This is a genomic window from Aestuariimicrobium sp. Y1814 (genome assembly GCF_050113895.1).
Taxonomy (GTDB): domain Bacteria; phylum Actinomycetota; class Actinomycetes; order Propionibacteriales; family Propionibacteriaceae; genus Aestuariimicrobium.
This window is the reverse complement of the sequence record NZ_JBNJRW010000001.1, coordinates 234,069-257,646: the sequence shown is the minus strand read 5'-3', so window position 1 is coordinate 257,646 and position 23,578 is coordinate 234,069. Positions and strand designations below refer to the sequence as shown.

Below are 23,578 nucleotides of genomic sequence, written 5' to 3'. Positions count from 1 at the left end.
GTGTGCCGGTGAACTTGCCCCCGCGCCGTCTCACGTCCCAGTTGGACGTCACCATTTCCCAGCCCGCCGACATCGTCTTTTCCGTGGCAGTTGCCGCCACCTACACCCCCGCTGAAGAGGTGCTGACCATGCACCTGGACGGTCAGCCGATCGACTTCCACGAGATCAGCACCAACTCCGGCACCCGGCTGCACCGGGTGAGCAAGCTCCCGGCCGGCAAGCTGCGGGTGTCCTACTCCGCACTGGTCGACTCCCCGTCGCTCGGCATGGTCGAGGGTGAGGACCAGGAGATCATCTACGGGCGTCCCTCGCGCTACTGCGACTCAGACCGGCTCGGGCAGGTGGCCTGGACCCACTTCCACCAGGTGCCCCGCGCCGACCTGGTGCAGGCCATCCGCAACTGGGTCAACCAGAAGATCAGCTACACCCCCGGCAGCAGCCGCGTCGTCGACGGCGCCCTGGAGACCTACCTGTCCCGCAAGGGAGTCTGTCGTGACATGGCCCACCTGGTGATCACCTTCTGCCGGGCGATGAACATCCCGGCGAGGCTGGTCTCGGTCTACGCCCCGGGCCTGAAGCCGATGGACTTCCACGCGGTCGCCGAGGTCTACTTCGACGGCGGCTGGCACCTGGTCGATGCCACCGGCCTGGCGCCGCGCCAGACGATGGTGCGTATCGCCACCGGCCGGGACGCCTCCGACACGGCGTTCATGACCACGATGTCGGGGCTCACCACTCTCGACCGGATGAGCGTGACCGCCATCGTCGAGGGGGACCTGCCCACCGACGACGCCGTCGTCCCGGTCAGCCTGGGCTGACGTCCTCGCGGATTACGTCCACGCCCACGCTGAGCGACGACTTGTCCGCTTCGGTGAAGATGACCCCCTTCAGGGGGGACACGTCGGCGAAGTCGCGGCCCCACGCGCTGACCACGTACCGCGAGTCGGCGAAGTGGGCATTGGTCGGATCGATGTCCACCCAGGTGCCGTCGGGCGCCAGCACCGAGGCCCACGCATGGGTGGCGTCCGACCCGGCCAGCTTTGGCTGGCCGGGCGGGGGAGAGGTCTCCAGGTAGCCGCTGACGTAGCGGACCGGAAGGTCGAACAGCCGCAGGCAGCCGATGGCCAGGTGGGCGAAGTCCTGGCAAACCCCCTGTCGCAGCTCGAGGAGCTCAGTCAGGGTCGTGCGGGTGGTCGTCACCCCGGGACGGTAGGCGAAGTCCTTGAAGATGCCCAGGGTGAGTGCCTCCAGCGCATCCCCGAGGCCCTGGTGGGGGCGCACGTGCGTGCGGGCGTACTCGACCACCGGTGCGGTGACCTCCACCTTCGCCGAGGCCATCGTGTGGAGGCTGCGCTCAACCGCCAGGTCGGTGCGTGCCCGCAGCGCGTCGGCGGCCTGCTCCACGGTCCACTGGTTGAGGTGGTCCATGCTGATCGCCGGCCAGGCCACGTCAACCAGCGCATCCTTGACCACCTCGAGGTGCTGGTGGGGGGTGGACACCTCCAGGTAGTGCGACTCGTTGCCGAAGTAGTCGACGTGGCTGAACTCGGCGGTCGCGGGCGGGCTGACCGTCCAGCTGCTGTGGACCACCCGCTGCGAGGGCGTGTCGCGGGGGGCGAGCACCCCGCGCTCGTAACACCCGGTGACGTCCTGGCTGTAGTCGTAGGTGGTGCGGTGGACGACGCGGTAGCGGCGCGGCACCAGGTGCTCGTCGAGCTGTTGCATGGTCATGGTGGGTCCTACGGGCGCAGTCGCGGGGTGGCCGGGGTGAGCCAGGAGGTCTGGCGGAACACCCGCGGGGCGGGCCTGGTGAAGTGCTGCCGGGTGATCTGCTGGGACAGGCCGCGGATGTCACGTTCCAGTTCCCGCAGGACGGCCACGATCTGGCTGCGACCCTCTGTGAGCAGGGTGCCCGAGTGCGACCCCAGGGTGGTGAGCAGCGCTTCGGCCTGCCCGGCGAGTTGCTCGTCCTGCACCAGGACCAGGTCGGCGGCCAGCTGGCGCACCTGGAAGGAGACCGAGCGCGGGTTGCTCGGGTCGAGCACCAGCAGCGCCATCGCCGAGTGCAGGGGGCGTTGGGGCGCCACACCGGCCGAGGTGCGCCGGTGGTGGGTGATCAGCGACTCACAGATCGCCATCACTGCCTCACCGGCCTGGTCCTCGACCGACATCGGCACGTCGGTGTCGAAGACTTCGGCGAGCAGCCACAGCGCGTTGGTGGCCCGCTCGACCCGTACGCCGGCGTCGATGAAACCCCAGCCGGGGTCACGCACCATCGATTCGGTGTTGAAACCGGCCAGGCCCATGGTGGCGCCGGTGATCTCGTCGAGTTCCAGGTCATCACCGGGGGTGTCCATGGCATGTTCGAGTCGGCTCAGCAGCGGCCAGACACCACTGGAGAGGATGTCGGGCACCTCATGGGCAGCGCGGACGAGGCCGCGGATGTCGTGGGCGAGGCTGCCGACCAGCTGCGGGTCAGTGGCTGCCCGGCGCAGCAGCTGCCGCGACGAGGCGGCAGGGCCCTCGACGTCGGGCGGCAGCGCGGTCAGGGTCGAGACGGCGTCGCGGACCAGCTGCAGCACCTGGTGGCCGGTCGAACCGGCCCGGTTGCCGTAGTCCTCGGACAGGTCGAGTGCCTGGGCCAGCAGCCGGGCGGTCGAGTCGACGCGTTCGCCGTAGCGCCCGTACCAGAACAGGTTGTCGGCCACGCGCGGGGGCGGTGGCTTCGGGTCGCTGCCCTCGACCCACAGGGTGCGTTCCTGGGGGGTGGGCAGGGTGAGGGTGTGCGGCACCGACTCCTCCGAGTCAAGCACCCAGACGTCCTTGGAGGCCGCGCCGGTGCCGCTGGAGATCTGCCAGGGGTCGGTCTCGCCGGCCACCCGCGCGAGCCCACCGGGCATCATCGTGTAGCCGTCGCCGCTGGCTGCACCGAAGGTGCGCAGCAGCATCCGCCGGGGCACCAACCCGGTCCCGGTCACCAGGGGCGTGGTGGAGGCGAGCACCGGGTCCTGGCCCACCCAGGCCGCGGGGTTGGCCTCGATCCGGCGGACGAGGTCGTCACGCTCGGCGGCCGACAGCATCCAGCCGGGCCGCGAAGGGACCTGCCGCTGGCGGTGGATGGGCTTGACGACGAGCTGGTCGAGGTGGGCCAGCACATGGCTGCGCTGCACCGGGTCGCCGCACCACCAGGTGGGAGCGCAGGCCAATTGCAGGTCTTCACCGAGCAGGGCGCGGCTGATGGCCGGCAGGTAGGCGTTGAGGCCGGCGTTCTCGAGCACCCCTGAGCCAAGCCGGTTGGCGATGGTGAGCCTGCCCTGGCGGGACGCCTCGAGCATCCCGGCGACCCCCAGCTGGGAGTCGGAGCGCCATTCGAGGGGGTCGCAGAAGGCCGAGTCGACCCGGCGCAGCAGCACGTCGACGCGTGAGCGGCGTTCACCGTCACGGATCCACAGGGTCGCATCGCTGATGGTCAGGTCGTCGGCCTCCACCAAGGAGTAGCCGAGCAGCGTGGCCAGGAACCCCTGCTCGTAGGCCGTCTCGGAGGCCGAGCCGGACCACAGCAGCGCCCCACGGGGGTGTTCGGTGCCGGGGGGTGCGGCGGCCAGCAGGGAGTTGCGCACGGCGGTGAAGAAGCTGCGCAGCCGACGCAGTCGGGTGGCCCGGTGGAGGTCGGCCATCACCCGTGAGGTGATCCGGCGGTTGACCATCGCGTAGCCGGCCCCGGACGGGGCGGCCGTGCGGTCCGACAGGGCCACCCAGTTGCCGTCGGCTCCGCGGGCCAGGTCGGTGCCGACCAGGCTGAGGTGGTGGTTGCCGAAGACCTCGATGCCGTGAGCCTGGTGCAGGAACCCCTCGTGGCCCAGGACCAGTTCGGCCGGCAGCACCCCGGAGTGCAGCAGCCGTTGTTCGCCGTACAGGTCGGCAAGCAGCGCGTTGAGCACCACCAACCGCTGCGTCAGGCCCGCCTCGAGGCGTGCCCAGTCCTGGCTGTCAATGACCACCGGGATCGGGTCGAGCGTCCATCGCCGGGGGTGCAGGGTGCCGCCGTAGTGGACACCGTCCTCGATGACCAGGCGGCGTGCTTCTGCCCTGGCAGCCAGCAGGCCCGACAGCCCGAGGCCCTCGACGGCCGCAGAAATGACCTGCTGGGCGGGGCGGACGCCGTCGGCGCCGACCACCTCGTCGTAGGCAGCCGCATCGGGGTTGGCATGGGTCAGGTCCGCATAGGGTGCCAACGCGGACGAGGTCCAGTCGAGCCCTTCAGCGCTCATCCGCGTTCCTCCTGGTCGCCTGGTCCGGGCAGCGGTGTCGTCCTGACGATAGCCGAACGCCGAACACCGGTGAGAACAACGACCCGTACTGCGTAGAGTTCACGCCGTGCGCAGGGTGCTCGAAACCGGTGAGCTGGTCTGCGTTTCCCTGTTGCCGCTGCTGGCCACCCTGTCGCTGTACCTGCCCAGCGGCCTGGCGTCCCCCCTGCGGCTGCTGACCCTGCTGTTGGTGCTGGACGGGGTCGTCCGTCTCGTCCGTGGGCCGCGGCTGCGGACCTCACCGATGTTCCTGGGCACCCTGGCGATCGGGGTGTGCTTCGCGGTGTTCGGGGTGATCGCCACGTTCCGGTTCCCCGAGTCGACCGACCTGGTCAACTTCGGCCACGTGGGCTTCATGGTGTTGTTGATGGTCGCACTGTCGGTGGTGGGACGGCGCCGGGTGATCCTGGTGGGGTTGATTGCCGGCTGGTTCGTGGCGGGGTTGGCCTGTGCGGGGGTGGGGGTCTGGGAGAGCGTGACCGGCCGGCACCTGTCGGTGAACCTGCCCGGGGCCGCCTATGGTCGCGCGGCGGACGCCTAGCGCATCATCAGCGCCTTCTTCGACAACCCGAACCTGTACGCCTACATGCTGGCCGTGCTGATCCCGCTGACCATCTTCGTCATGTTCGCGTTCCGGCAGCAGTGGGTGAAGCTCGTCATGGTGTTGCTGCTGGTGGTGTGGTGCCAGCAGTTGGTGATGACCGACGGACGCGCCGCGATGCTGGTGGTGGTGATGACGGTCGCGCTGCTGCTGATGCGGTCGTGGCTCGGACGAGCAACCCTGGCTGGGGCGCTGGCCGCGTTCTGGGTGGCGGTGCGTGAAGGGTTCGGCCCGGCCGTGGCGCTGTGGGCGCAGGTCTATGCGGTGTGGGACCAGGTCGATGAGGCGCCGCGCAGCAGTTGGCTGCGGGTCCAGCTGATGAAGTCGGGCTGGCACATGCTGCGCGAGAGCAACTGGATCGGGGTGGGGCCCGGAGGGTACGGGGTGCGCAACCTCGACCCGGACAACCCGGTCAACATCTGGTTCATGCCCAACGCCCACTGGGGAATGCTGGAGGTGATGACCGAGTACGGCCTGGTCACCCTGGTGGTCTTCCTGCTGGTGCTGGCGGGTGGTGCTGCGGCCTGTCTGGTGCTGGGCCGGCGGCGTCGACGCCGGGACGCCGCGTTCGGGGTGGGCGACTTCGCCTCACGCTGGTCGTCGGCGCGGGTGTGGCTGTCGATGACCTCGATCATGCTGATGAGCGTGCCGGTGATCTCGCTGTCGAACAGCACGTGGCTGCGCCAGCCGCTGACGGCCGTCCACCTGGCGACGCTGGTGGCGATGGTGGCGGGCACCTTGGCCCGCACGGCGCTGGTTCCACGCTCGGCGCCAGCCACTCATGGGTGATAGTTTTCATCCGCACTTCTGTGCTGCTCTGATGCTCCCTTCCTGACGGAGGTACTCCCGTGGCCGGTGGTCTAGCCGCCCTGCTCGACGACGTGGCAGTGATTGCCAAGATGACCGCCGTCGCCGGCAAGAAGTCGGTCGCGGTGGTGGTCGACGATGCTGCTGTGACCCCGCAGTACGTCGACGGTTTCAGCCCGAAGCGGGAACTGCCGATCATCTGGCGGATCACCAAGGGGTCGCTGGTCAACAAGGCCATCCTGGTGGCGCTGCTGATGCTGCTCGACACCCTGCTGCCCTGGGTGCTGACCCCGCTGCTGATGCTCGGTGGCCTCTACCTGGTCTACGAGGGTGCCGAGAAGGTCTACGAACTCATCAGTGGGCACGGCAAGCACGAGGACAAGACGGCGGTCGTCGATGCCGGCCCGGAACACGAGAAGGTGATGGTCAAGAGCGCCATCACCACCGACTTCATCCTCTCGGCCGAGATCCTGGTGATCTCGCTGAACACCATCAACGACTCGATCGACGGCGAGCTGGGCATCGGGCTGAAGCTGGTCACGCTTTTGGTGGTGGCCATCGCGATCACTGCCCTGGTCTACGGCGTGGTGGCGTTGATCGTGAAGATGGACGACATCGGCCTGCACATGACCAAGAAGCCGAACACCGAACGGTTCGGGCGCCTGCTGGTCAACGGCATGCCCACCCTGCTCAACGTGTTGTCCTTCGTCGGCATGCTGGCGATGCTGTGGGTCGGCGGGCACATCCTGGTCAGCGGGCTCAACACCCTGGGTTGGTCGGGGCCCTATGACCTGGCCCACCTGCTGGCCGACCCGGCGCACCACGTGCCGGGCATCGGCGGTTTCCTGGCCTGGCTGGTCGACACTGTGTACTCGGCCCTGGTCGGCCTGCTGGTCGGTGGGCTGATCGTGCTGGTCCTGCACTTCCTGCCCTTCAAGCGCAAGGACCCGCATGACCCGCAGCTCGCGGAGCACTAGGCTGGGCTGAGCACAGCCGCTCAACGCGCAACGACGCGCGAAAGGATGGTCCAGCGGGCCATGATCAACGGCACCGAACGCGATGCCATCCACCGGGCAATCCGGTCCCACGGGGAGATCAACGAGGATTTCCTGGCGGGCTACTACCAACTGGTGCCGACCGACCGCCTGGTCCGGCATCGTCCCGAAGACCTGTTCGGGATCGCCCTGGGCCACCGGGACCTGGCGCTGCAACGCAAACCCGGCCAGGACCTCGTCCGGGTGTTCACCCCGACCGTGGCCCGGGACGGCTGGGCCGTCGGCGCGAGCGTGATCGAGACCGTCACCGAGGACCGGCCCTACCTGGTCGACTCGATCCGTGGGGCGCTGGAGGCGATGGGCCACCGCGTCATCGACCTGTTCCACCCGATTTTCGACGTGGTGCGTGACGCCCAGGGTCGGCTGATGCATGTGATGCCGCGACCCGGCCATGACATCGAGGACCATGACGACGAGTCCTGGATCCACGTCCACATTCCGCGCCTGCACGAGCCCGGGGCCGGCGCCGCGTTGGAGGCGGCGATCCACCGGGTGCTGCAGGACGTGCGGACCGCGGTGGACGACTGGGGCGAGATGTCGGCGCGCATGTGGGAGGCGGCCAACCACGTCTCCGACCGGGAACAGGCCGACCTGCTGCGGTTCCTCACCGAGGACGAGTTCACCTTCCTGGGCAGCGTGCGGTACTCGGTGCACGGCGATGACGTGAAGGCCGTCAAGAGCACCCGGCTCGGCCTGGCCAGGCGACTGCTCGATGCGGCCGACCTGCCATTGGACACTCCGGCACGACGCCTGGCCTGGGAGGGGCGGGAGGTGTTGGTCACCAAGGGCGCCCACAAGTCGAGCCTGCTGCGCGGGCGCCACAATGACATCATCGCGATCAAGGTGCACGGTCCCGGCGGACGGGTGGTGGCCGAGGAACGCTTCGTGGGGGCCTTGGCCAACACCCTGTACACCGGGTCGACCGCCCGCATTCCCCAGCTGCGCCAACTGGCCGCTGACGTGCTGGCAAACCTGGATGTGCAGCGCGACTCGCACGCCGGCCGGGAACTGATGCAGGTGATCGACGGCTACCCCCGCCAGGAGTTGTTCCACGCCGACGCGGACGACCTGACCCAGACCGCGCTGCAGATCCGCGAACTCGGCTCGCACCCACAAGCGCGGCTGTTCGTCGACGTCGAACCCTTCCAGCGCTACGCCACCTTCATCGTCTACCTGCCCCGGGACCGCTATTCGACCCGTTCACGACTGCAGATCACCCAGCTCCTGGTCGATGCCGTCGGTGGGGACTCGGTCGAGTACCAGACGCAGGTGTCGAACTCGCCCCTGGCGGCGTTGCACTTCACCGTGCGGATGGCGCCGGGGCAGAGTGTCGGGCGGATCGACCGGGAAGCCTTGGAGCGGCTGGTCGACGAGATCGGCCGCGACTGGGACGAGGAGTTCCAAGTGGCCTTGGTCGAGGAGTTCGGGGAGGACCTGGGCGACGAACTGGCCTCGCGGTACATGGGGGCCTTCGGGTCGAGCTACCGCGACCATGCCAGCGCCAGGATCGGTGCCTGGGATGCCTCCCAGCTCGACGCGTTGCGCGACGAACCCCTGCGGCTGACGCTGTACCACCCGGCCGGTGCCCCCGCCGGGGTCCGTAGGCTCAAGCTGTACCTGCCGCAACCAGCGAGCCTGTCCGAGTTGCTGCCGCTGTTCAACGACCTGGGGGTGACCGTCACCGATGAGCACCCGCACGAGGTGACCCCCACGGGGGGAGCGACGCAGTTCCTGCTCGACCTGGGCCTGCTCGCCGATGAGCGGTGGTGGGCCGAGGACGGCGCCGCTGAACGGTTCCAGCAGGCGGTCCGGGCGGCGTGGTTGGGCGAGGTGGATTGCGACCCGCTGCAGTCGCTGGTACTGGGCGCCGGGCTGAGTGCCCGCCAGGTGGTGATCCTGCGGACCGTGGTGGGCTACCTGCGCCAGTTGGGCATGAACTACTCCACGGCCCTGGTCCAGCAGGTGCTGCACTCCAACCCCCGCACCGCCCGGCTGCTGGTTGAGCTGTTCGAGTTGCGGCTCGACCCCGACCGGTTCACCAATGGGGACGACCGGGAGGCTGCGGTGGCCGAGGTACGCCGCGAGTTGGCTGCGCTGGTCGAAGCGGTGCCATCGCTGGACCAAGAGACCATTCTGGCCGGGTGCAGTGACGTGATCAGTGCCGTGCTGCGCACGAACTACTACCAGCGCGATGAGCAGGGTCGTCCGGGGCCGGCGTTGGCGCTGAAGATCGCCACCCGGGACCTGAGCCATGCGCCGGACCCGAAGCCGTTGCGGGAGATCTGGGTGCACGGGCCGCACGTCGAGGGCGTGCACCTGAGGTTCGGTGCCGTGGCCCGCGGCGGGTTGCGCTGGTCGGACCGTCGGGAGGACTTCCGCACCGAGGTGCTCGGACTGGTCAAGGCCCAGGTGGTCAAGAACGCGGTGATCGTCCCGGCGGGCGCGAAGGGTGGGTTCTTCGCCAAGCGTGCGCCGGCGCCGGGAGCCGACCGTGAGGGTTGGCTGGCCGAGGGCAAGCGGGCCTACGAGCAGTTCATCACGGCCATGTTGTCGGTGACCGACAACCGGGTCGGTGGTGAGGTCGTGCCGCCGGAGCGGGTGGTGCGCCATGACGGGGACGACCCCTACCTGGTCGTCGCGGCTGACAAGGGCACGGCGAGCTTCTCTGACCTGGCCAACGCGATCGCGGTGCGGCAGGGGTTCTGGTTGGGTGATGCGTTCGCCTCGGGTGGGTCGAAGGGCTTCGACCACAAGGGGATGGGGATCACGGCCCGCGGGGCGTGGGAGTCGGTGAAGCGGCACTTCCGGGAACGGGGGCTGGACACCCAGTCCGAGGACTTCACGGTGGTGGGCATCGGTGACATGTCCGGGGACGTGTTCGGCAACGGCATGCTGCAGTCGAACCACATCCGCCTGGTCGCGGCCTTCGACCACCGCCACATCTTCGTCGACCCCGACCCGGACGCGGCGGTCTCGTACGTGGAACGCCAACGGCTGGCCGGGTTGCCGCGCTCGTCGTGGGCGGACTACGACCCTGCCCTGATCAGTACTGGGGGAGGGGTGTGGCCTCGGGATGCGAAGGCGATCGAGGTCAGCGAGGCGATGCAGCAGGCACTCGGCATCACGGCCACCCAGCTGACCCCACCTGAACTGGTCAGCGCCATCCTGCAGGCGCCGGTCGACCTGTTCTGGAACGGCGGCATCGGCACCTGGGTGAAGGGATCGCAGGAGCGCCACGACCAGGTCGGCGACCGCGGCAACGATGCCGTGCGGGTCGATGCGAACACCCTGCGGGTGCGGGTGATCGGCGAGGGCGGCAACCTGGGCCTGACCCAACGGGCGCGGGTCGAGGCTGCCCTGGCCGGCATCGGGGTCAACACCGACGCGATCGACAACTCGGCCGGGGTGGACACCTCTGACCACGAGGTCAACATCAAGATCGTGCTCGACCATGCCGTGGCCTCCGGTGACCTGACCACCAAGCAGCGCGACCAGCTGCTGGCCGAGATGGTCGACGAGGTGGCCCAACTGGTGCTGCGCACGAACTATGAGCAGAACGTGCTGGTCGGCAATGCCCGCACCCAGGATGCCCAGATGATCGGGCCGCACCAGCGGCTGATGTCGGCACTGGAGTCCACGGTCGGCATGGACCGCGGCCTGGAGTCGTTGCCCGGCAACGAGGCACTGGCCGAACGGCAGGCGACGCTGGGCAAGGGCTTGACGTCGCCGGAGTTCGCCGTGGTGATGGCGTGGACGAAGATCGAGGTCAAGCAGCACCTGCTGGACACCCAGTTGCTGGACGACCCGTGGTTCGCCCATGTCCTGGTCGACTACTTCCCGCAGCTCCTGCAGGAGCGGTTCGCCGAGCAGATCGACCAGCACCCGCTGCGCCGCGAGATCGTGGCCAATGCGGTGGCCAACAGCGTGTTCAACCGCGGCGGGGTGTCGTTCGTCTTCCGGGCCATGGAGGAAACCAGGGCCTGCACCCAGGAGGTGGTCGGGGCATTCATCGCCTGCCGTGAGATCTTCGGGTTGAACGAGTACATGGAGCGCGTGGAGGCACTGGACAACATCGCCCCGACCAATGCCCAGGCCGAGCTCTACCTGGCCTTCCGACGGTTGATGGACGGGGCGGTGCGGCGCACCCTGATGCAGGGCAACACCGGCGACATCACCAGCCAGGTCGAGCGTTACCGGGGCCACGCGACAGCGCTGCGCGACAGCATCCCCGGATTGCTGCGGGGCCGGCTGGCCGCGGAGTACGCGGCGGAGGTGCAGCAGTACCTCGGCTGGAATGTGCCGGAGGACCTGGCCCAGCACGCGGCCGGGCTGAACGCGTCGTACGTGGTGCTGGACGCGGTCGACCTGGCCGAACGCCACGACCTCGAGGTCACCCGGGTGCTGCAGATCTGGTTCGAACTGCAGCACCGGCTGAGGGTGGGTGACCTGCTCGATGCCATCGAGGGCCTCGGGCACGAAGGTCGCTGGGACGCCATGGCGCGCACCTCCAGCGTGCTGGATGCCCACCTGGCGCTCGGCCACCTGGTCGGCAGCGTGCTCGATTCCGGTGGGGAGGTGGACAGCTGGTGGGCACGCCACCAGGAGGCGATCGATGCCGCCCTTGCCACCATCCACGGGGCGCTGCAGGTTGAACATGCTGGTCTCGCCCCCGTCTCGGTCAGCCTGCGAGCACTGCGCGATCTGCATCGTTGAGTGGCAACCGTGGTGGCGGCTGCTGCTGGGGTGGCAGGACCTGCCCCGTGGGGTCCTCGACCAGCCAGGTGTGGCTGGGCGTGACCAGGTAGCCGAAGCCGAGTGGTGAGCGCCACAGGAAGGTTCCCGGCGTCGGTTGGCTCAGCTGCCAGCCGGCGTGGGTCTTGGCGCGGTGGGCCTTGCGGGAGAGGTACCCGAGATTGTCGGGCCGGGTCAGCGGCTCCTGGTCTGGTCCTTGACTGCGGGGATGCCAAGGAATCGTGTGGTCGAGGTCCATGCCGCGGCGCCCGGCACGCCGGGTGGAGTACGGGAAGGCGTCGTAGGGGTTGCGCAGCCGCACCCATTCCCGCATGGACGGCGGGCACTCGTAGTTGTCGGTGGGGACCAGGCGGTCGGGGTGCAGGACCGGCCGCACCGACACGCGGGTGTGTCCGAGCCAGTCGGTGACCCAGCCGGCGAGGACGGGGCCGACACCTTCGATGCGGACCAGCCCGTCGCGGGTCTGCAGGGTCTCTGCGGTGAGGTGGACCAAGAGGTCTGCCCTCGGCAGCAGCTTGGCGGGGTCGGTGGTGATGGTGCCGCACACGTGGCCCCGCTGCCCCCTGGCAGGACAGTCCGCCTCGAGGTCCTGTTCGGCCACCAGTTCGGGCAGTTCGTGGGTGGCATCGGCCTGCAGCAGCTGCAGGGCCCGCGCGGGGGAGGCGAGCACCCCGAGTGCCATGGCGCGGCGCTGGTCGATGGGTGCGGTGGACCCGCTGGTGTGCAGGATGCCGGCGATCCGGTCGACCTGCGCCTTCAGGAAGCGGGCGTCGACAGTGTCGAGGACCGCGGTGACATAGGTGGTGCCCAGGTGGGTGGCGTCGCCCTGGTAGTCGTTGAAGTCGACCCGCCGGGCCGCCCTGGCGTAGTCATGGGCCTGGTCATGGGCCTCGGGGAGCAGTGCCATCACCCGGGCCTTGACGAGGCGGCGCACCCGGGTGAAGGTCATGGTGGTGACCAGTTCGACCAACCATGGGTCCCACTCGCCGGCCTGCTCCGCGGTGAGGTCGGTGACCAGCTGGACCAGTTGGCGGGCCTGCCAGACCCGCACCTGCCCGTCGAGGGTGAGGCTCCAGAGCAGGGGGAGTCGGTGGCGCAGTGAGAGCGCCTGTCCGATGTCGAGGCGGACCTGTTCCTCACGTTGTTTCAGGACTGCCGCCGCCTCGAGGGACGCGAACTCGGCCACCAGGGGCGTGCCGTCATCGCCGTAGGCGACCAGTTGTTCGGCGCCCGGCACCTCCGGGGTGTCAGGCACCGCGTTGTCAGCAGGCAGCGTCGCGCAGTGGTCGGCATAGACCGTCAGAAGCCGGAGCTCCTCGGCCTCGGCGCGCCATTTCGCTCGCTGAGCCGACTGCAGGTCAGCCAGCGCCTGCCTGGCCGCCTCGGGGTTGAATCCCATCCGGATCACCCGCCCCTTGTCCTGAGAGCTGACCGAACCCCATTGATTCGATCGGTTGTTCTATTCTCTCGAAGTCGTGAACGGGTTCCAAGGCCCAGCAACCAACGGACAACACTCTTCTCAAACGGACAACACTCGTCGCCCCTCGGACAACACTCAGCCTCGTCGTCCGACATCGGCCCAGGTGACCAGCGTGAAGACCTGCCACAGTGCGCCCAGCACCGAGAGCACCAGTGACACCGCGGTCTGGGAGATCACCACACCGAGCAGGTTGTGGCCCGGGACCACACCACCCAACCACCGCTGCGCCAGGGGTGTGCAGACCAGCACCACCACGGTGAGCGCCACACCCCAGACCCCGACGTGGCCGGCCAGCCGCCGGCCATGTCCCCTCGAGGTCTGCCATGAGCGCCGGTAGACCTGCAGGCCGCGCTTGTCATGCTCCAGGGCGGCCACGGGCACCACGAACATGAACCTCGACAGCCACACCAGCAACACCAACGGCGCGAACAGTCCGAACAGGGTGAACTCCACCACCACGTCGCCGAACCTCACGTCCGGCCACTGGCTGGCCCGTACCCAGCCGAACAGGGGGAGCGCCCACAGCAGGGCGATCGCGACCTGGACCCAGCCCACGCGGCGCAGGGTCCCCCTCGTCCGCTGGGCCGCCTGGGCGAAGGTGCGCTCCTCGCCCAGCAGGCCACCTTCGGCCAGGCCCATGGTGAGGGCGGCCCCGGCCAGGGCCAGCAGGGTCCGGAGCACCACCACGACAACCGCAGCGACCCAGCCCAGCAGCGGGTTCACCTCGCCCAGCAGCACGGAGCCGGCCACGAGTGCCCCGGTCAGCACGGCCGGCACGATCGCCACCACCAGGTAGTGCCCGAATCGACGCCCGAGCAGCACCGTACTGGTGAGGATCAGCGCGCCGAGGTCCATGGCCTAGGTTCCCGGGTAGGTCGGGGGCTGCTGGCCCGGGTAGGTCGGCGGCTGCTGCCCGTACCCGGCCGGCGGGTAGTTCTGAGCAGGGTACGCCGCACCGGGGTAGGCACCCACGAACGGGGTGACCACCTCGCCGCGGTTGCGACGGTCGGTGTCGATGTAGAGCACGAACACGAACAGCGTCAACAGCATCGACGCGGTGGCAGAGACCGCCAGCAGCAGCAGCTGCAACAACAGCATGACGACCCAGCCCGCCGAACTCAGCCCCAGGTACGCCCCGCTCTGCGAGTCGAACATCTGCTCGATCGGCGAAGAGAAGGCGGTGAACACCTGGTTGGTGAGCGAGACCAGCAGTTGGGTGATCAGGCTCGCCAGCACCATGTAGCCCAGGATGCGCCAGAAGTGCCCCTTGGTCATCTCCCACGAGCGGCGGTAGACGTTGAACCCGGTCTGGTCATGCTCCAGGGCAGCCACCGACATCACGAAGGCGAACTTGGTCTGCCAGATCAGGACCAGCGGGATGGCCAGCAGGCCCAGCACGATGAACAGCAGCGCGCCGCCGATGAAGGCGCCGATCTCGGCGTCCGATGGGGCGGCGCTGCCATCGATCATGGAAAAGATCGGCACCAGCAGAGCAGCAATCATGCCGGTGACCAGCAGTGCGCCGACCAGGGCAATCAGGGCCTGCACCCAGCCGACCCGGCCGAACACCCCGCGCACCCGGGCAGCGGCCTGCGACCAGGTGCGCTGTTCACCCCAGGCGGTACCTTCGGCCAACCCGATCGCGACCGTCGAGCAGTACAGGGTCGCCAGGGCCGACACCACCATGATCACCACCAGGGTGACGCCGATGGTCAACAGCAGGGGAGCGACGTCCAGCCCTGTGCTCGTCACCTGTGTCGCCAGCTGCGAGACCCAGATCAGCACGGCCACACCTGAGACGAGGGTGGCCAGCACCGAGGGGATCACTGCCAGCAGCAGGTACTGCCACCAGTGCTTTGAGAACAGTTTCAGGGTCGCCGAGACCAGGTCCCCGAAGCTGATGGGGCTGGCGGGAAGGGTCGGGTACGTCACGGAACTCATGACCGCAGGCTATCGGCCCCGGGGTGCGCGCCCGTCGCCTGCCGGACTCAGGCCTCGGCCTCGGCCACGTAGTACTGCCTGACCTCGGCCACCAACTCCGGCCGGGGATGGTCGTCGTTGAGTTCGTCAATGCTGGTCACGGTCGGCCACTGGTCACCATCGGAGTCCATGACGAACAGCACCGGCGCCCACAGCGGGTTGATGTCGGTGAGCGCCTGGGCCACCTGCTCGTGCCCCAGCGCCGAGTGCAACACTTCGCGGGCCGCGTTGCGCCAGTCCCCGACGACCATTCCGGACGCGGTCGCCTGGCGTTCCAGTTCGAACAGCACCCGGCTCAGCTCGACCGAACTCTCCCCGCCGCTGACCGGGTCGCACTCGTCATCGTGGATCGACCATTCCTCGGGCCACCACCGGTAGTACTCCGGCTCGTCGTCGTAGTCCGGCACGGCTGCCAGCAACTGCTCGGTCTGTGCCGACAGCCGGCAGGTGATCACGTCGGAGTCGGTGACCAGCGCCAAGGCATAGAGCTCCTCGTCGGCATGGCCCTCCAGCATCGGGGGGACGGTGGCCACCAGACAGGCCACCAGCCGCTCATGCAGGTCTCGAAGCTCGGCGTGGACGACATCGGCTGACTGCGACATGTCTTCAGGCTAGTCACAACCGGCCCCTCGGGCCGAGAAAACTCGGTTGAAGCTGCCCCCGGGCGAGTGCGACCGTGGTCTCATGACCACCACTGAGAACCGGACGAGCACCCTTGGGCTCAGCGTGCGCCGACTGCACCCCGCCTCACCTGCAGACGTCGCCACCGTGGCCGGGTTCGAGATGGCTGCCATCGAGCGCACCTTCGGCGCGGCGGACGTTCGCACCGAAGAGCAGCAGGCGGTGATGATGGCCCCCACGCCGTACTGGGACATCCGCCACTACGGGGCCTTCACCACCGATGACCGGGGCGTCGAGGCCATGGTCGGCCACCTGGGGCTGAGCATTCCCCTCAACGAGAACCTCGACATGATCCACTTCGACCTTGAGGTGGTGCCCAGCCACCGCGGCCACGGTGTCGCCTCCCGACTGGTCGACGAACTCGAACTGGCGCGCGCCGAACTCGGTCGTCCGCGGTTGACCGCCTACGGCACCGAGACCGACGCCGCCGCCGACCTCGATGACCCGGACCTGCCGATCAACCGGATCGCCGCCCGGCTGGGCATGACGCGCCGCAACGTGGCCGTCGCCCGGGTGCTCGACCTGCCGGTCGCCAGCACGGTGCTCGACGACATGGACGCCGAGGCGCGTCCCCTGCTGGACGGCTACCGCATCGTCGTGTGGCGCGGGCACCCGCCTCGGGAACACTGGCTGCGCTACGGCACCATGCTGACCCAACTCGACCTGGACGAGCCGGACGAGGACGTCGAGCTAGAGCCGCAGCACTACGACGAGACCCGCCTGCAGGTGGCCTTCGACCGGCAGGACCGCCAGGGCATCGCCGAGATCATCGCCGTCGCGGTGGCCCCCGACGGCAGCCTGGTCGGCCACTCCGAGCTGCAGTACCGCGACAATCCCGGCACCACGCTGGTCTGGCAGGAGAACACCCTGGTGATGCCCGAGCACCGCGGCCACCGGCTGGGCCTGGCCCTCAAGGCCGCCACCCACCGTGAACTGCAGGCCCATGCCCCGCAGCTGACCACCGAGGTGACCTGGAACAGCCACGTCAACGACCACATGATCGGCATCAACGAAAAGATGGGTTACCGGGTCCACCTGCGCGAGGTGGCCTTCCAGAACTGAGGGTCGCTGACGGGGCTAGAGTGCCGGGGTGAGCAGTGCACCCGACACCTCGGCTCCGGCCACCCGCCCGGCGTACCTGCGCCCGGCCATGGTCGGCCTGGTCGCCGCCGGCGGCATGGTCGGCACCCTCGCCCGAGCAGCATTGGGGCAGGCCCTGCCGCACGAGCCTGCCACCTGGCCGTGGTCGACCCTCATCGTGAACCTGGTCGGCGCGTTCGTCCTGGCGGTGCTGCTGGAGTCGCTGGGTCGGTTGCGGCGCGGCAGCGTGCCATTGCGACTGGCCCTGGGCACCGGGCTGCTCGGCGGGTTCACCACCTACAGCGCGTTCGCCGTCGAGACTCGCGACCTGCTGGCCGGTGGCCAGGTCTGGCTGGCGTTCGCGTACGTGCTGACGTCCCTGCTCGGTGGGCAACTGCTCGCCCTGCTCGGCCTGAGGGTGGCCCGCTGATGCTCACCTGGCTGGCAGTGGGACTGTGCGGGGGCCTGGGCGCGGCCGCCCGCTTCTTCGTGGACGGCGTGGTCACCTCGCTGCGGCACACCTCGGTGCCCCTGGGGACGATGGCGGTGAACCTGCTCGGCTCGTTCGGGCTGGGCCTGCTCAATGGGTGGGGGCTGGAACATGGCCACCTGCTGCTCGCCCTGGTCGGCACCGGGTTCTTCGGCGGGTTCACCACCTTCAGCACCGCCATGCTCGAATCGGCGCGACTGGTCGTCGAGGGCCGCCGCCTGGCCGGGGTGGGGCTGGTCGGGGTGATGGTGGTGCTGTGCGTGGGGGCGGCCGCTCTCGGTTACACCCTTGCTCCCTAACCCTTGCCCGTCCACCGGGATCGGGGGAGGATGAGGCATGACCGAACTTGCCGCAAGTCGTGAATGGTATGCCCGACTCAGCCGTGGGGTGCTCGGGCTGATCGAACAGGTGCCCGAGGACGCAGCGCAGCGTCCCGGGCTCGGGAACTGGACCCTGGCCGAACTCGCCGCCCACTCCATGCGTGCCTGGACCACGCTCACCCAGTACCTGGCCGACCCCGAACCGACCGGGGAGACGCCGATCTCGGCCGTGGTGTACCTGGCCGAGGGCATGGCCACCGACGGTGTGCACGCCGGGGTGGAACAGCGCGCCCGCCAGCATGCCGCCGAGATCGGGACGAGCCTGGCTGCCGCTGCCCGGGAGGCCGCCGCGGCCGCCCGCGATGCGCTCGACGAGGCCCCCGACAGCCGCCTGGTCACCACCCGTTTCGGGGTGCTTGCGCTGCGTGACTTCCTGCGCACCCGCAACCTCGAACTGGTCGTCCATGGCCTCGACCTGGCCAAGGTGCTGGGGGTCGAACCGCCGTCGGAACTGGTCGAGGCGACGGTGCCGGCGATGCTCCTGCTGACCCAGGTCGCCGTCGAGCGCGGGATGGCCGTGCCCCTGCTGGAGGCCGCTGCCGGACGGGCGCCGCTGGATGCCGGCTACAACCTGATGCAGTAGTCTGCGGAACTCCACGAGGAGGTTCCGATGCTCATAGATCACGCCATCTGGTGGCACGTCTACCCGCTCGGCGCCGTCGGTGCGCCGGTCCATGACCCGGACGAACCCGGCGAGCACCATCGCCTGCGCCGACTGGAGGCCTGGCTGGACTACGCCATCGAGCTGGGCTGTTCGGGGCTGCTGCTGGCGCCGATCTTCGAGTCCTCGAGCCACGGCTACGACACCCTCGACCACTTCCGCATCGACCCGCGGCTGGGCGACGATGCAGACTTCGACCACCTGATGGAGGCGGCCCGGCAGCGCGGCCTGCTGGTCATGCTCGACGGGGTGTTCAACCACGTCGGCCGCGACCACCCGCTGGCGGCAAGCATGGGCACGTCGTCCGGGTGGGAGGGCCACGACTCGCTGATCGAACTGGACCATGCGAACCCGGCGGTGGCCGACCTGGTGGTCGAGGTGATGCTGCACTGGCTGCGGCGTGGCATCGTCGGCTGGCGGCTCGATGTCGCCTATGCGGTGCCGGCCGAGTTCTGGCGCACCGTGCTGCCACGGGTGCGGGCCGAGTTCCCCGATGCGGTCTTCCTGGGCGAGGTGATCCACGGGGAGTATGACCAGATCATGGCCGAGTCCACCCTGGACACGGTCACCCAGTACGAGCTGTGGAAGGCGATCTGGAGCTCGCTGCACGACGCCAACTTCTGGGAACTGGCCTGGTCGCTGGAACGCCACGACCAGTTCTCGGCCGACCATGTGCTCAACACCTTCGTCGGCAACCACGACGTCGACCGCATCGCCAGTGTCGTGGGCGACGACGGGGCCGCGCTGGCCGCGGTGCTGCTGCTGACCCTGCCGGGGATGCCGAGCATCTACTACGGCGACGAGCAGGGGTTCCGGGGCACCAAGACCGAGGGGTTCCGGGCGGACGACCCGCTGCGGCCAGAGCTGCCGGACGACCCGGCGCAGCTGGCCGGGGTCGGGGCCTGGTTGCACCAGCTGTACCAGCACCTGATCGGGTTGCGCCGTCGGCACTCGTGGCTGACCCGGGCGCGGGTGAAGGTGCTCGACAAGCAGAACGAACAGATCCACTACGAGTGCGTGGGCGCGGCGGGGGAGCGGCTGGAGGCCGAGGTCCGACTCGAGCCCGTGGCGAGCGCCGTCGTCCGGGTCGAGGGGGAGACCTTCACCTGGACTGCCGAATAGCTGGTTTATCCAGTACCGGCCCGGCAGGATGGGCACATGTCTGACAACGGAGTCAACGTGCACGAGGCCCTGCTGGCCGAGACCGTGAACCAGGCCGGGGACGCCATCATCGCGATTGACCGCGAGGGCATCATCCGGGTCTGGAACCAGAAGTGTGTCGAGATCTTCGGGTGGACCCCCGAGCAGGCCCTGGGCCAGTCGGTGAACCTGATCATCCCCGAGAAATTCCGGGCCGGGCACGACCACGGTTTCGGGGCGGCGATGAGCTCGGGACACCTCGCCTCCGACGGCAAGGCACGGCTGACCAGGGCGCTGACGTCCAGCGGGGAACCGGCCTACGTCGAGATGACCTTCGCCGTGGTCAACGGCGCCGACGGGGCCGCGGTGGGTGCGGTTGCCGTGGCCCGCGCGGCTGAGAAGCCCGGCAAGCCGGCCGACCCGCGTGACGAGAAAGTCAAGAAGCTCTACACCGGCCCGATCGTCGATGTGACCTTCGAAGGGGAGTTGTGCATCCATTCTGGCAACTGCACCGGGGGCATGCCGTCAGTCTTCGACACCTCGAAGCGGCCCTGGATCAACCCGACGGTGGCCGACACGCCCGAAGGCGCCGACCTGCTGCGCCGCACTGTCGCAAACTGCCCCTCGGGGGCGCTGCAGATCGTCGAGCACGAGCATCCGAAGGAGTGAGATTTCTCGGGGTGGGGCCCGGCATCTACCGCGACTGCGAGAACGCCGCCGAGCGGGCCGTGCGGATCAGTGAGGTCTATGAGCCCAGCCCCGACACCTTCGCTGCCTATGACCACGCCTATTCTCGCTACGTCAGGGCCTACGAGTCCCTGGCCGCCGGGGGATTCTTCGACTTCAACAAGGAGGACGACGAGTGATCGACTTCACCAACCTGACCACCCACGAACTGGGCAAGTACTTCGACTACTCGGTGCTGCCCAAGCAGACCACCGAGGCCGACATCCGCAATGGGTGTCGCACCGCCGTCAAGTACAACTGCAAGGCGTTCTGCTACTCCTCGGCCGAGTGGACCCCCATCGTCAAGGAGGAACTGGAGGGCACCGACCTGCAGATCGGGGCCGCCATCGGCTTCCCGTTCGGCCAGCAGTCCAGCGCCGTGAAGGCCTTCGAGACCGCCGAGGCAGTGCGGCTCGGCGCCACCGTGCTCGACAACTGCATGAACGTCGGTGACCTGCTCGACAAGAAGTACGACAAGGTGCTGCAGGAGTTCAAGGACTACGTGGACGCCGCCGAGGGGGTGGAGACCAAGATGATCCTGGAGACCTGCTACCTCAATGACGAGCAGATCGCCACCGCCTGCAAGCTCATCGCCGAGGCGGGCATCGGCTGGGCCAAGACCTCGTCGGGCCAGTACGAGGGTCCCACCCTCGAGCAGGTGCTGGTCATGGTCGACACCCTCAAGGACACCGATGCGAAGGTCAAGGTGGCCGGCGTGAAGTTCCCGCGCCCCCAGAACGCCTATGCGTTCCTGATGGCCGGGGCCGAACTGATCGGCACCCGCGCCGCGCCCGAGATCATCGATGCGTTCGAGACCGTGCGCAGCATCGGGATGCTCGGAACCCGCTAGTCACCGACGGCAGCCGACACCGCCGAGACGAACTCGTCCACGTCGTCCTCGGTGGTGTCGAAGCTGCACATCCAGCGCACCTCGCCGGTGGTCTGGTCCCAGTCGTAGAAGAAGAACTGGTCGTGCAGGCGTTCGACGGCCGGCCGGGGGAGCACGGCGAACACGGCGTTGACCTGCACCGGTCGGGTGATGACCACCCCGGGCAGGTCACGCACCCCGTCGGCCAGCCGGGCTGCCATGGCGTTGGCGTGGGCGGCCGAGCGGCGCCACAGGTCGCCCTCGTACAACGCAGTCAGCTGGGCCGAGGTGAACCGCATCTTGCTCGGCAGTTGCCCCAACAGCTTGCGCAGGAACAGCGGCCCGCGCACCCGATCGGGGTTGAGGACGACCACGGCCTCGGCACCCAGCAGCCCGTTCTTGGTGCCACCCAGGCTGAGGACGTCGACGCCGACGTCGGTGGTGAGCTCACCCAGCCCGCAGCCCAGCGCCGCGGCAGCGTTGCCAAGCCGCGAACCGTCCAGGTGGACGGCCAGGTTGAGGTCGTGGGCGGCCGTCACCAGGGCCTGCAGCTCGGCGGGGGAGTAGAGGGTGCCCAGCTCGGTGGACTGGGTGATGCTGACCACCGTGGCCTGGGCGTGGTGCTCATCGCCACGGCCCCCGGCGGCACGGGCCACCTGGTCGGGGGTGAGTTTCCCGTCCGGGGTCTCGAGCGGCACCAGCTTGATGCCGCCGAGCTTCTCCGGCGCGCCGCACTCATCGGTATTGATGTGGGCGCTGTGGGCACAGATCACGGCGTCCCACCGCTCGGTGAGCAGGCTGAGGGCCATCACGTTGGCGCCGGTGCCGTTGAACACCGGGTAGGCGGTGGCGCGCTCGCCGAAGTGTCCGCGGATGACCTGCTGCAACTGCTGGGTGTAGGGGTCGGCGCCGTAGCTGGGCACGTGCCCGCCGTTGGCCTCGGCGATGGCCTGGAGGACCTCGGGGTGGATTCCGGAGATGTTGTCGGAGGCAAAGCCCTTGGCGTGGATGGCAGCAGGGGAGTCAGGCATGGGAGTCACCCTAGTGGGGGCGCGCACTGCTGTGGTCGTGGGCCTGGGCGGCGCGGATGGCCCTGGCGCTGCTCGAGCATGCCCAGGGTGCCGACGTAGTCTTGGCGCACGGCGCGGTCCGGCCCGTTCTGCGATCGGATCCATCCTCGCGAGGCAGACTCGCACCAAAGAGAAACAGATCATGGACGAGGACCAGGTCACGAAGAACCTGCAGGGCATGGACGACCTCGATTTCACCGGCTGGAACAATGCCGATTGGGACGGGGTGTTCGCGGAGCACCACACCGACGACGTGGTGGTCGACTGGAAGGGTCAGCCGCCGACGCACGGCGTACAGGCCCACATCGATGCCATGAAGGCATGCGTCGACTCGTCTGGTGGCACGCCGCCGCAGATCACCTCGCACCCGATTGGTTTCAGGAACGGGGAATGGACCTGCGTCATCGGTGAGTTCGAGGACGGCAGCCGCATGGTGACCGTGGCGAAGTGGCGTGACGGGGCAATCGCCGAGGAGTACATCTTGGCCCTGAACCCCTAGGCTGTGGGGCCATGGCCAGGAAGAAGAATCGGACGGAGGCGGGCTCGACCCCTGCCACGGTGGAACTGGCCCGCCTCGGGATCGACTTCACCGCCCACGCCTATGACCACGACCCGGACGAGACGGACTTCGGCGCCGAGGCCGCCAGCATGCTCGGGATCGACCCGGCGCGGGTGTTCAAGACCCTACTGGCCGAGGTGGATGGGGACTTGGCGGTGGCGGTCGTGCCCGTCTCGGGGCGACTGGACCTGAAGGCCCTGGCGGCCGCACTTGGCGGCAAGAAGGCGGTGATGGCCGAGCCCGCACTGGCCGAGCGCAAGACCGGCTACGTGGTGGGAGGCATCAGCCCGGTGGGTCAGCGCACCCGGCTGCGCAGCGTGGTGGATGCCTCGGCCGAGTTGTTCGACACCGTGCTGGTCTCCGGCGGGCGCAGGGGCCTTGACGTCGAGTTGGCCCCAGCTGACCTGGCCCGTGCCATGGGGGCGAGGTTCGCCGACATCGGACGAGCCTGAGCCGCCGCCCGGCCAGTTCGCGCCAGTTCCATGCGGTTTGGCCCCACTGCAGTTGGGAGCAGCAGCATGAAACATGCGCGGACTGGCTCAAGGATGGGGGAGAGCGGTGCTCACTGCGGCCCGAAGCGCACCGTGCCGTCTGGGTCGACGTGCCAGCCCGGGTTGTGGGCGATCTCCCACACGACACCGTTCGGGTCGGCCACATGACCGTGGAAGACCCCGCCGAACGCACCTTCCTGGGCGGGCTTGAGCAGCGTGCCGCCGGCCCGGACGAGTTCGTCGATCGTCTCGATGACCGACGCCCGGTCGGCGACGTTGTGGGACAGTGTGATGCCGGAGGCGCCGCCGGTCTGCTGGTCACGCAGCAGGTCCTGGTCGAACTTGGTCGCGTCGAACAGCCCGAGCACCAGGCCCGGTGCGACCTGGAAGAACAGGATCTCGCCGGGTTCGTCGTGCAGGGCAGCCCAGCCCATCGCAGTGGAACCT

At 68.8% G+C, this 23,578-nt stretch carries 23 protein-coding genes; 15 read left to right on the top strand and 8 right to left on the bottom strand.

Translation table 11 applies throughout. The features are described 5' to 3' along the window. The first annotated feature begins 8 nt into the window (after nucleotides 1-8). Nucleotides 9-818 carry a transglutaminase-like domain-containing protein gene (locus tag ACQE3C_RS01245; protein WP_434537378.1) on the top strand — a complete coding sequence of 270 codons (810 nt, stop codon included), beginning with the start codon at nucleotides 9-11 and terminating at the stop codon, nucleotides 816-818. Here the strand turns inward: ACQE3C_RS01245 and ACQE3C_RS01240 are convergent. Both ACQE3C_RS01240 and ACQE3C_RS01235 read right to left on the bottom strand, forming a co-directional pair. Further along, nucleotides 805-1,731, bottom strand: coding sequence for a transglutaminase family protein (locus ACQE3C_RS01240; protein ID WP_434537377.1), 927 nt, complete (start codon nucleotides 1,729-1,731; stop codon nucleotides 805-807). The two genes, ACQE3C_RS01245 and ACQE3C_RS01240, sit on opposite strands and share 14 nt — an antisense overlap. Nucleotides 1,732-1,739: 8 nt before the next feature. Continuing rightward, nucleotides 1,740-4,271, bottom strand: coding sequence for a circularly permuted type 2 ATP-grasp protein (locus ACQE3C_RS01235; protein WP_434537376.1), 2,532 nt, complete (start codon nucleotides 4,269-4,271; stop codon nucleotides 1,740-1,742). Between the two features lie 106 nt (nucleotides 4,272-4,377). Here ACQE3C_RS01235 and ACQE3C_RS01230 point away from each other — a divergent pair, with 106 nt between their 5' ends. From ACQE3C_RS01230 to ACQE3C_RS01215, 4 genes are read left to right on the top strand one after another with little or no spacing between them, the layout of a single operon-like run. After that, nucleotides 4,378-4,851: a hypothetical protein gene (locus ACQE3C_RS01230; protein ID WP_434537375.1), complete on the top strand. Its 474-nt coding sequence runs from the start codon at nucleotides 4,378-4,380 to the stop codon at nucleotides 4,849-4,851. A gap of 45 nt (nucleotides 4,852-4,896) precedes the next feature. Further along, the gene (locus ACQE3C_RS01225; RefSeq protein ID WP_434537374.1) at nucleotides 4,897-5,700 is read left to right on the top strand and encodes an O-antigen ligase family protein; all 804 of its coding nucleotides are present in this window, start codon (nucleotides 4,897-4,899) and stop codon (nucleotides 5,698-5,700) included. Nucleotides 5,701-5,759: 59 nt separating this feature from the next. Beyond that, nucleotides 5,760-6,695, top strand: coding sequence for a DUF808 domain-containing protein (locus ACQE3C_RS01220; RefSeq protein WP_434537373.1), 936 nt, complete (start codon nucleotides 5,760-5,762; stop codon nucleotides 6,693-6,695). 60 nt (nucleotides 6,696-6,755) lie between these two features. After that, nucleotides 6,756-11,486: an NAD-glutamate dehydrogenase gene (locus ACQE3C_RS01215; RefSeq protein WP_434537372.1), complete on the top strand. Its 4,731-nt coding sequence runs from the start codon at nucleotides 6,756-6,758 to the stop codon at nucleotides 11,484-11,486. Here the strand turns inward: ACQE3C_RS01215 and ACQE3C_RS01210 are convergent. The 4 genes from ACQE3C_RS01210 to ACQE3C_RS01195 form a co-directional block, all read right to left on the bottom strand. Then, the gene (locus ACQE3C_RS01210) at nucleotides 11,452-12,924 is read right to left on the bottom strand and encodes a hypothetical protein (RefSeq protein ID WP_434537371.1); all 1,473 of its coding nucleotides are present in this window, start codon (nucleotides 12,922-12,924) and stop codon (nucleotides 11,452-11,454) included. The two genes, ACQE3C_RS01215 and ACQE3C_RS01210, sit on opposite strands and share 35 nt — an antisense overlap. A 156-nt stretch (nucleotides 12,925-13,080) precedes the next feature. Continuing rightward, nucleotides 13,081-13,860 carry a hypothetical protein gene (locus ACQE3C_RS01205; protein ID WP_434537370.1) on the bottom strand — a complete coding sequence of 260 codons (780 nt, stop codon included), beginning with the start codon at nucleotides 13,858-13,860 and terminating at the stop codon, nucleotides 13,081-13,083. A gap of 3 nt (nucleotides 13,861-13,863) precedes the next feature. After that, nucleotides 13,864-14,946: a hypothetical protein gene (locus ACQE3C_RS01200; protein WP_434537369.1), complete on the bottom strand. Its 1,083-nt coding sequence runs from the start codon at nucleotides 14,944-14,946 to the stop codon at nucleotides 13,864-13,866. 47 nt (nucleotides 14,947-14,993) lie between these two features. Beyond that, nucleotides 14,994-15,587, bottom strand: a complete 594-nt coding sequence (locus ACQE3C_RS01195; RefSeq protein WP_434537368.1) for a DUF4303 domain-containing protein — start codon at nucleotides 15,585-15,587, stop codon at nucleotides 14,994-14,996. A gap of 82 nt (nucleotides 15,588-15,669) precedes the next feature. On the opposite strand from ACQE3C_RS01195, the gene ACQE3C_RS01190 reads away from it, so the two are divergent. Genes ACQE3C_RS01190 through deoC form a run of 8 tightly spaced genes read left to right on the top strand, consistent with a single transcriptional unit; the run spans nucleotide 15,670 to nucleotide 20,993 of the window. After that, a complete protein-coding gene (locus ACQE3C_RS01190) occupies nucleotides 15,670-16,728 on the top strand; it encodes a GNAT family N-acetyltransferase (protein ID WP_434537367.1) in 1,059 nt (352 codons plus the stop codon). Between the two features lie 28 nt (nucleotides 16,729-16,756). Beyond that, the gene (locus tag ACQE3C_RS01185) at nucleotides 16,757-17,176 is read left to right on the top strand and encodes a fluoride efflux transporter FluC (protein WP_434537366.1); all 420 of its coding nucleotides are present in this window, start codon (nucleotides 16,757-16,759) and stop codon (nucleotides 17,174-17,176) included. Continuing rightward, the gene (locus tag ACQE3C_RS01180) at nucleotides 17,176-17,535 is read left to right on the top strand and encodes a CrcB family protein (protein WP_434537365.1); all 360 of its coding nucleotides are present in this window, start codon (nucleotides 17,176-17,178) and stop codon (nucleotides 17,533-17,535) included. Before ACQE3C_RS01185 ends, ACQE3C_RS01180 begins: the two co-directional genes overlap by 1 nt. Before the next feature lie 37 nt (nucleotides 17,536-17,572). After that, nucleotides 17,573-18,199, top strand: a complete 627-nt coding sequence (locus ACQE3C_RS01175; protein ID WP_434537364.1) for a maleylpyruvate isomerase N-terminal domain-containing protein — start codon at nucleotides 17,573-17,575, stop codon at nucleotides 18,197-18,199. Nucleotides 18,200-18,226: 27 nt separating this feature from the next. Next, entirely contained in the window at nucleotides 18,227-19,399 is a 1,173-nt protein-coding gene (locus tag ACQE3C_RS01170; protein ID WP_434537363.1) for an alpha-amylase family protein, read from the top strand. A gap of 36 nt (nucleotides 19,400-19,435) precedes the next feature. Continuing rightward, nucleotides 19,436-20,086 (top strand): (4Fe-4S)-binding protein, encoded by a 651-nt coding sequence (locus tag ACQE3C_RS01165; RefSeq protein ID WP_434537362.1) that lies wholly within the window; start codon nucleotides 19,436-19,438, stop codon nucleotides 20,084-20,086. Next, nucleotides 20,083-20,283 carry a hypothetical protein gene (locus tag ACQE3C_RS01160; RefSeq protein ID WP_434537361.1) on the top strand — a complete coding sequence of 67 codons (201 nt, stop codon included), beginning with the start codon at nucleotides 20,083-20,085 and terminating at the stop codon, nucleotides 20,281-20,283. The genes ACQE3C_RS01165 and ACQE3C_RS01160 overlap by 4 nt, the downstream gene beginning before the upstream one ends. Beyond that, the gene (gene deoC / locus ACQE3C_RS01155) at nucleotides 20,280-20,993 is read left to right on the top strand and encodes a deoxyribose-phosphate aldolase (protein ID WP_434537360.1); all 714 of its coding nucleotides are present in this window, start codon (nucleotides 20,280-20,282) and stop codon (nucleotides 20,991-20,993) included. The genes ACQE3C_RS01160 and deoC overlap by 4 nt, the downstream gene beginning before the upstream one ends. Here the strand turns inward: deoC and ACQE3C_RS01150 are convergent. Continuing rightward, nucleotides 20,990-22,042, bottom strand: coding sequence for a threonine aldolase family protein (locus ACQE3C_RS01150; RefSeq protein WP_434537359.1), 1,053 nt, complete (start codon nucleotides 22,040-22,042; stop codon nucleotides 20,990-20,992). The genes deoC and ACQE3C_RS01150 overlap by 4 nt on opposite strands. Nucleotides 22,043-22,223: 181 nt before the next feature. Here ACQE3C_RS01150 and ACQE3C_RS01145 point away from each other — a divergent pair, with 181 nt between their 5' ends. Together ACQE3C_RS01145 and ybaK are read left to right on the top strand one after the other, a co-directional pair. After that, entirely contained in the window at nucleotides 22,224-22,580 is a 357-nt protein-coding gene (locus tag ACQE3C_RS01145; protein ID WP_434537358.1) for a hypothetical protein, read from the top strand. Nucleotides 22,581-22,591: 11 nt separating this feature from the next. After that, entirely contained in the window at nucleotides 22,592-23,092 is a 501-nt protein-coding gene (gene ybaK, locus ACQE3C_RS01140; RefSeq protein ID WP_434537357.1) for a Cys-tRNA(Pro) deacylase, read from the top strand. A 110-nt stretch (nucleotides 23,093-23,202) separates the two neighbouring features. On the opposite strand, the gene ACQE3C_RS01135 is transcribed toward ybaK, so the two are convergent. Then, complete coding sequence (locus tag ACQE3C_RS01135) at nucleotides 23,203-23,565, bottom strand: VOC family protein (protein WP_434537356.1); 363 nt, start codon at nucleotides 23,563-23,565, stop codon at nucleotides 23,203-23,205. Between the last annotated feature and the right edge of the window lie 13 nt (nucleotides 23,566-23,578).

What these genes read in the sequence shown, in the direction of transcription:
- ACQE3C_RS01240 (WP_434537377.1), bottom strand. Translation starts at nt 1,731, where the DNA reads ATGACCATGCAACAGCTCGACGAGCACCTGGTGCCGCGCCGCTACCGC.
- ACQE3C_RS01235 (WP_434537376.1), bottom strand. Translation starts at nt 4,271, where the DNA reads ATGAGCGCTGAAGGGCTCGACTGGACCTCGTCCGCGTTGGCACCCTAT.
- ACQE3C_RS01225 (WP_434537374.1), top strand. Translation starts at nt 4,897, where the DNA reads ATGCTGGCCGTGCTGATCCCGCTGACCATCTTCGTCATGTTCGCGTTC.
- ACQE3C_RS01215 (WP_434537372.1), top strand. Translation starts at nt 6,756, where the DNA reads ATGATCAACGGCACCGAACGCGATGCCATCCACCGGGCAATCCGGTCC.
- ACQE3C_RS01210 (WP_434537371.1), bottom strand. Translation starts at nt 12,924, where the DNA reads ATGGGATTCAACCCCGAGGCGGCCAGGCAGGCGCTGGCTGACCTGCAG.
- ACQE3C_RS01205 (WP_434537370.1), bottom strand. Translation starts at nt 13,860, where the DNA reads ATGGACCTCGGCGCGCTGATCCTCACCAGTACGGTGCTGCTCGGGCGT.
- ACQE3C_RS01200 (WP_434537369.1), bottom strand. Translation starts at nt 14,946, where the DNA reads ATGAGTTCCGTGACGTACCCGACCCTTCCCGCCAGCCCCATCAGCTTC.
- ACQE3C_RS01195 (WP_434537368.1), bottom strand. Translation starts at nt 15,587, where the DNA reads ATGTCGCAGTCAGCCGATGTCGTCCACGCCGAGCTTCGAGACCTGCAT.
- ACQE3C_RS01190 (WP_434537367.1), top strand. Translation starts at nt 15,670, where the DNA reads ATGACCACCACTGAGAACCGGACGAGCACCCTTGGGCTCAGCGTGCGC.
- ACQE3C_RS01180 (WP_434537365.1), top strand. Translation starts at nt 17,176, where the DNA reads ATGCTCACCTGGCTGGCAGTGGGACTGTGCGGGGGCCTGGGCGCGGCC.
- ACQE3C_RS01175 (WP_434537364.1), top strand. Translation starts at nt 17,573, where the DNA reads ATGACCGAACTTGCCGCAAGTCGTGAATGGTATGCCCGACTCAGCCGT.
- ACQE3C_RS01170 (WP_434537363.1), top strand. Translation starts at nt 18,227, where the DNA reads ATGCTCATAGATCACGCCATCTGGTGGCACGTCTACCCGCTCGGCGCC.
- ACQE3C_RS01165 (WP_434537362.1), top strand. Translation starts at nt 19,436, where the DNA reads ATGTCTGACAACGGAGTCAACGTGCACGAGGCCCTGCTGGCCGAGACC.
- ACQE3C_RS01150 (WP_434537359.1), bottom strand. Translation starts at nt 22,042, where the DNA reads ATGCCTGACTCCCCTGCTGCCATCCACGCCAAGGGCTTTGCCTCCGAC.
- ACQE3C_RS01145 (WP_434537358.1), top strand. Translation starts at nt 22,224, where the DNA reads ATGGACGAGGACCAGGTCACGAAGAACCTGCAGGGCATGGACGACCTC.
- ybaK (WP_434537357.1), top strand. Translation starts at nt 22,592, where the DNA reads ATGGCCAGGAAGAAGAATCGGACGGAGGCGGGCTCGACCCCTGCCACG.
- ACQE3C_RS01135 (WP_434537356.1), bottom strand. Translation starts at nt 23,565, where the DNA reads ATGGGCTGGGCTGCCCTGCACGACGAACCCGGCGAGATCCTGTTCTTC.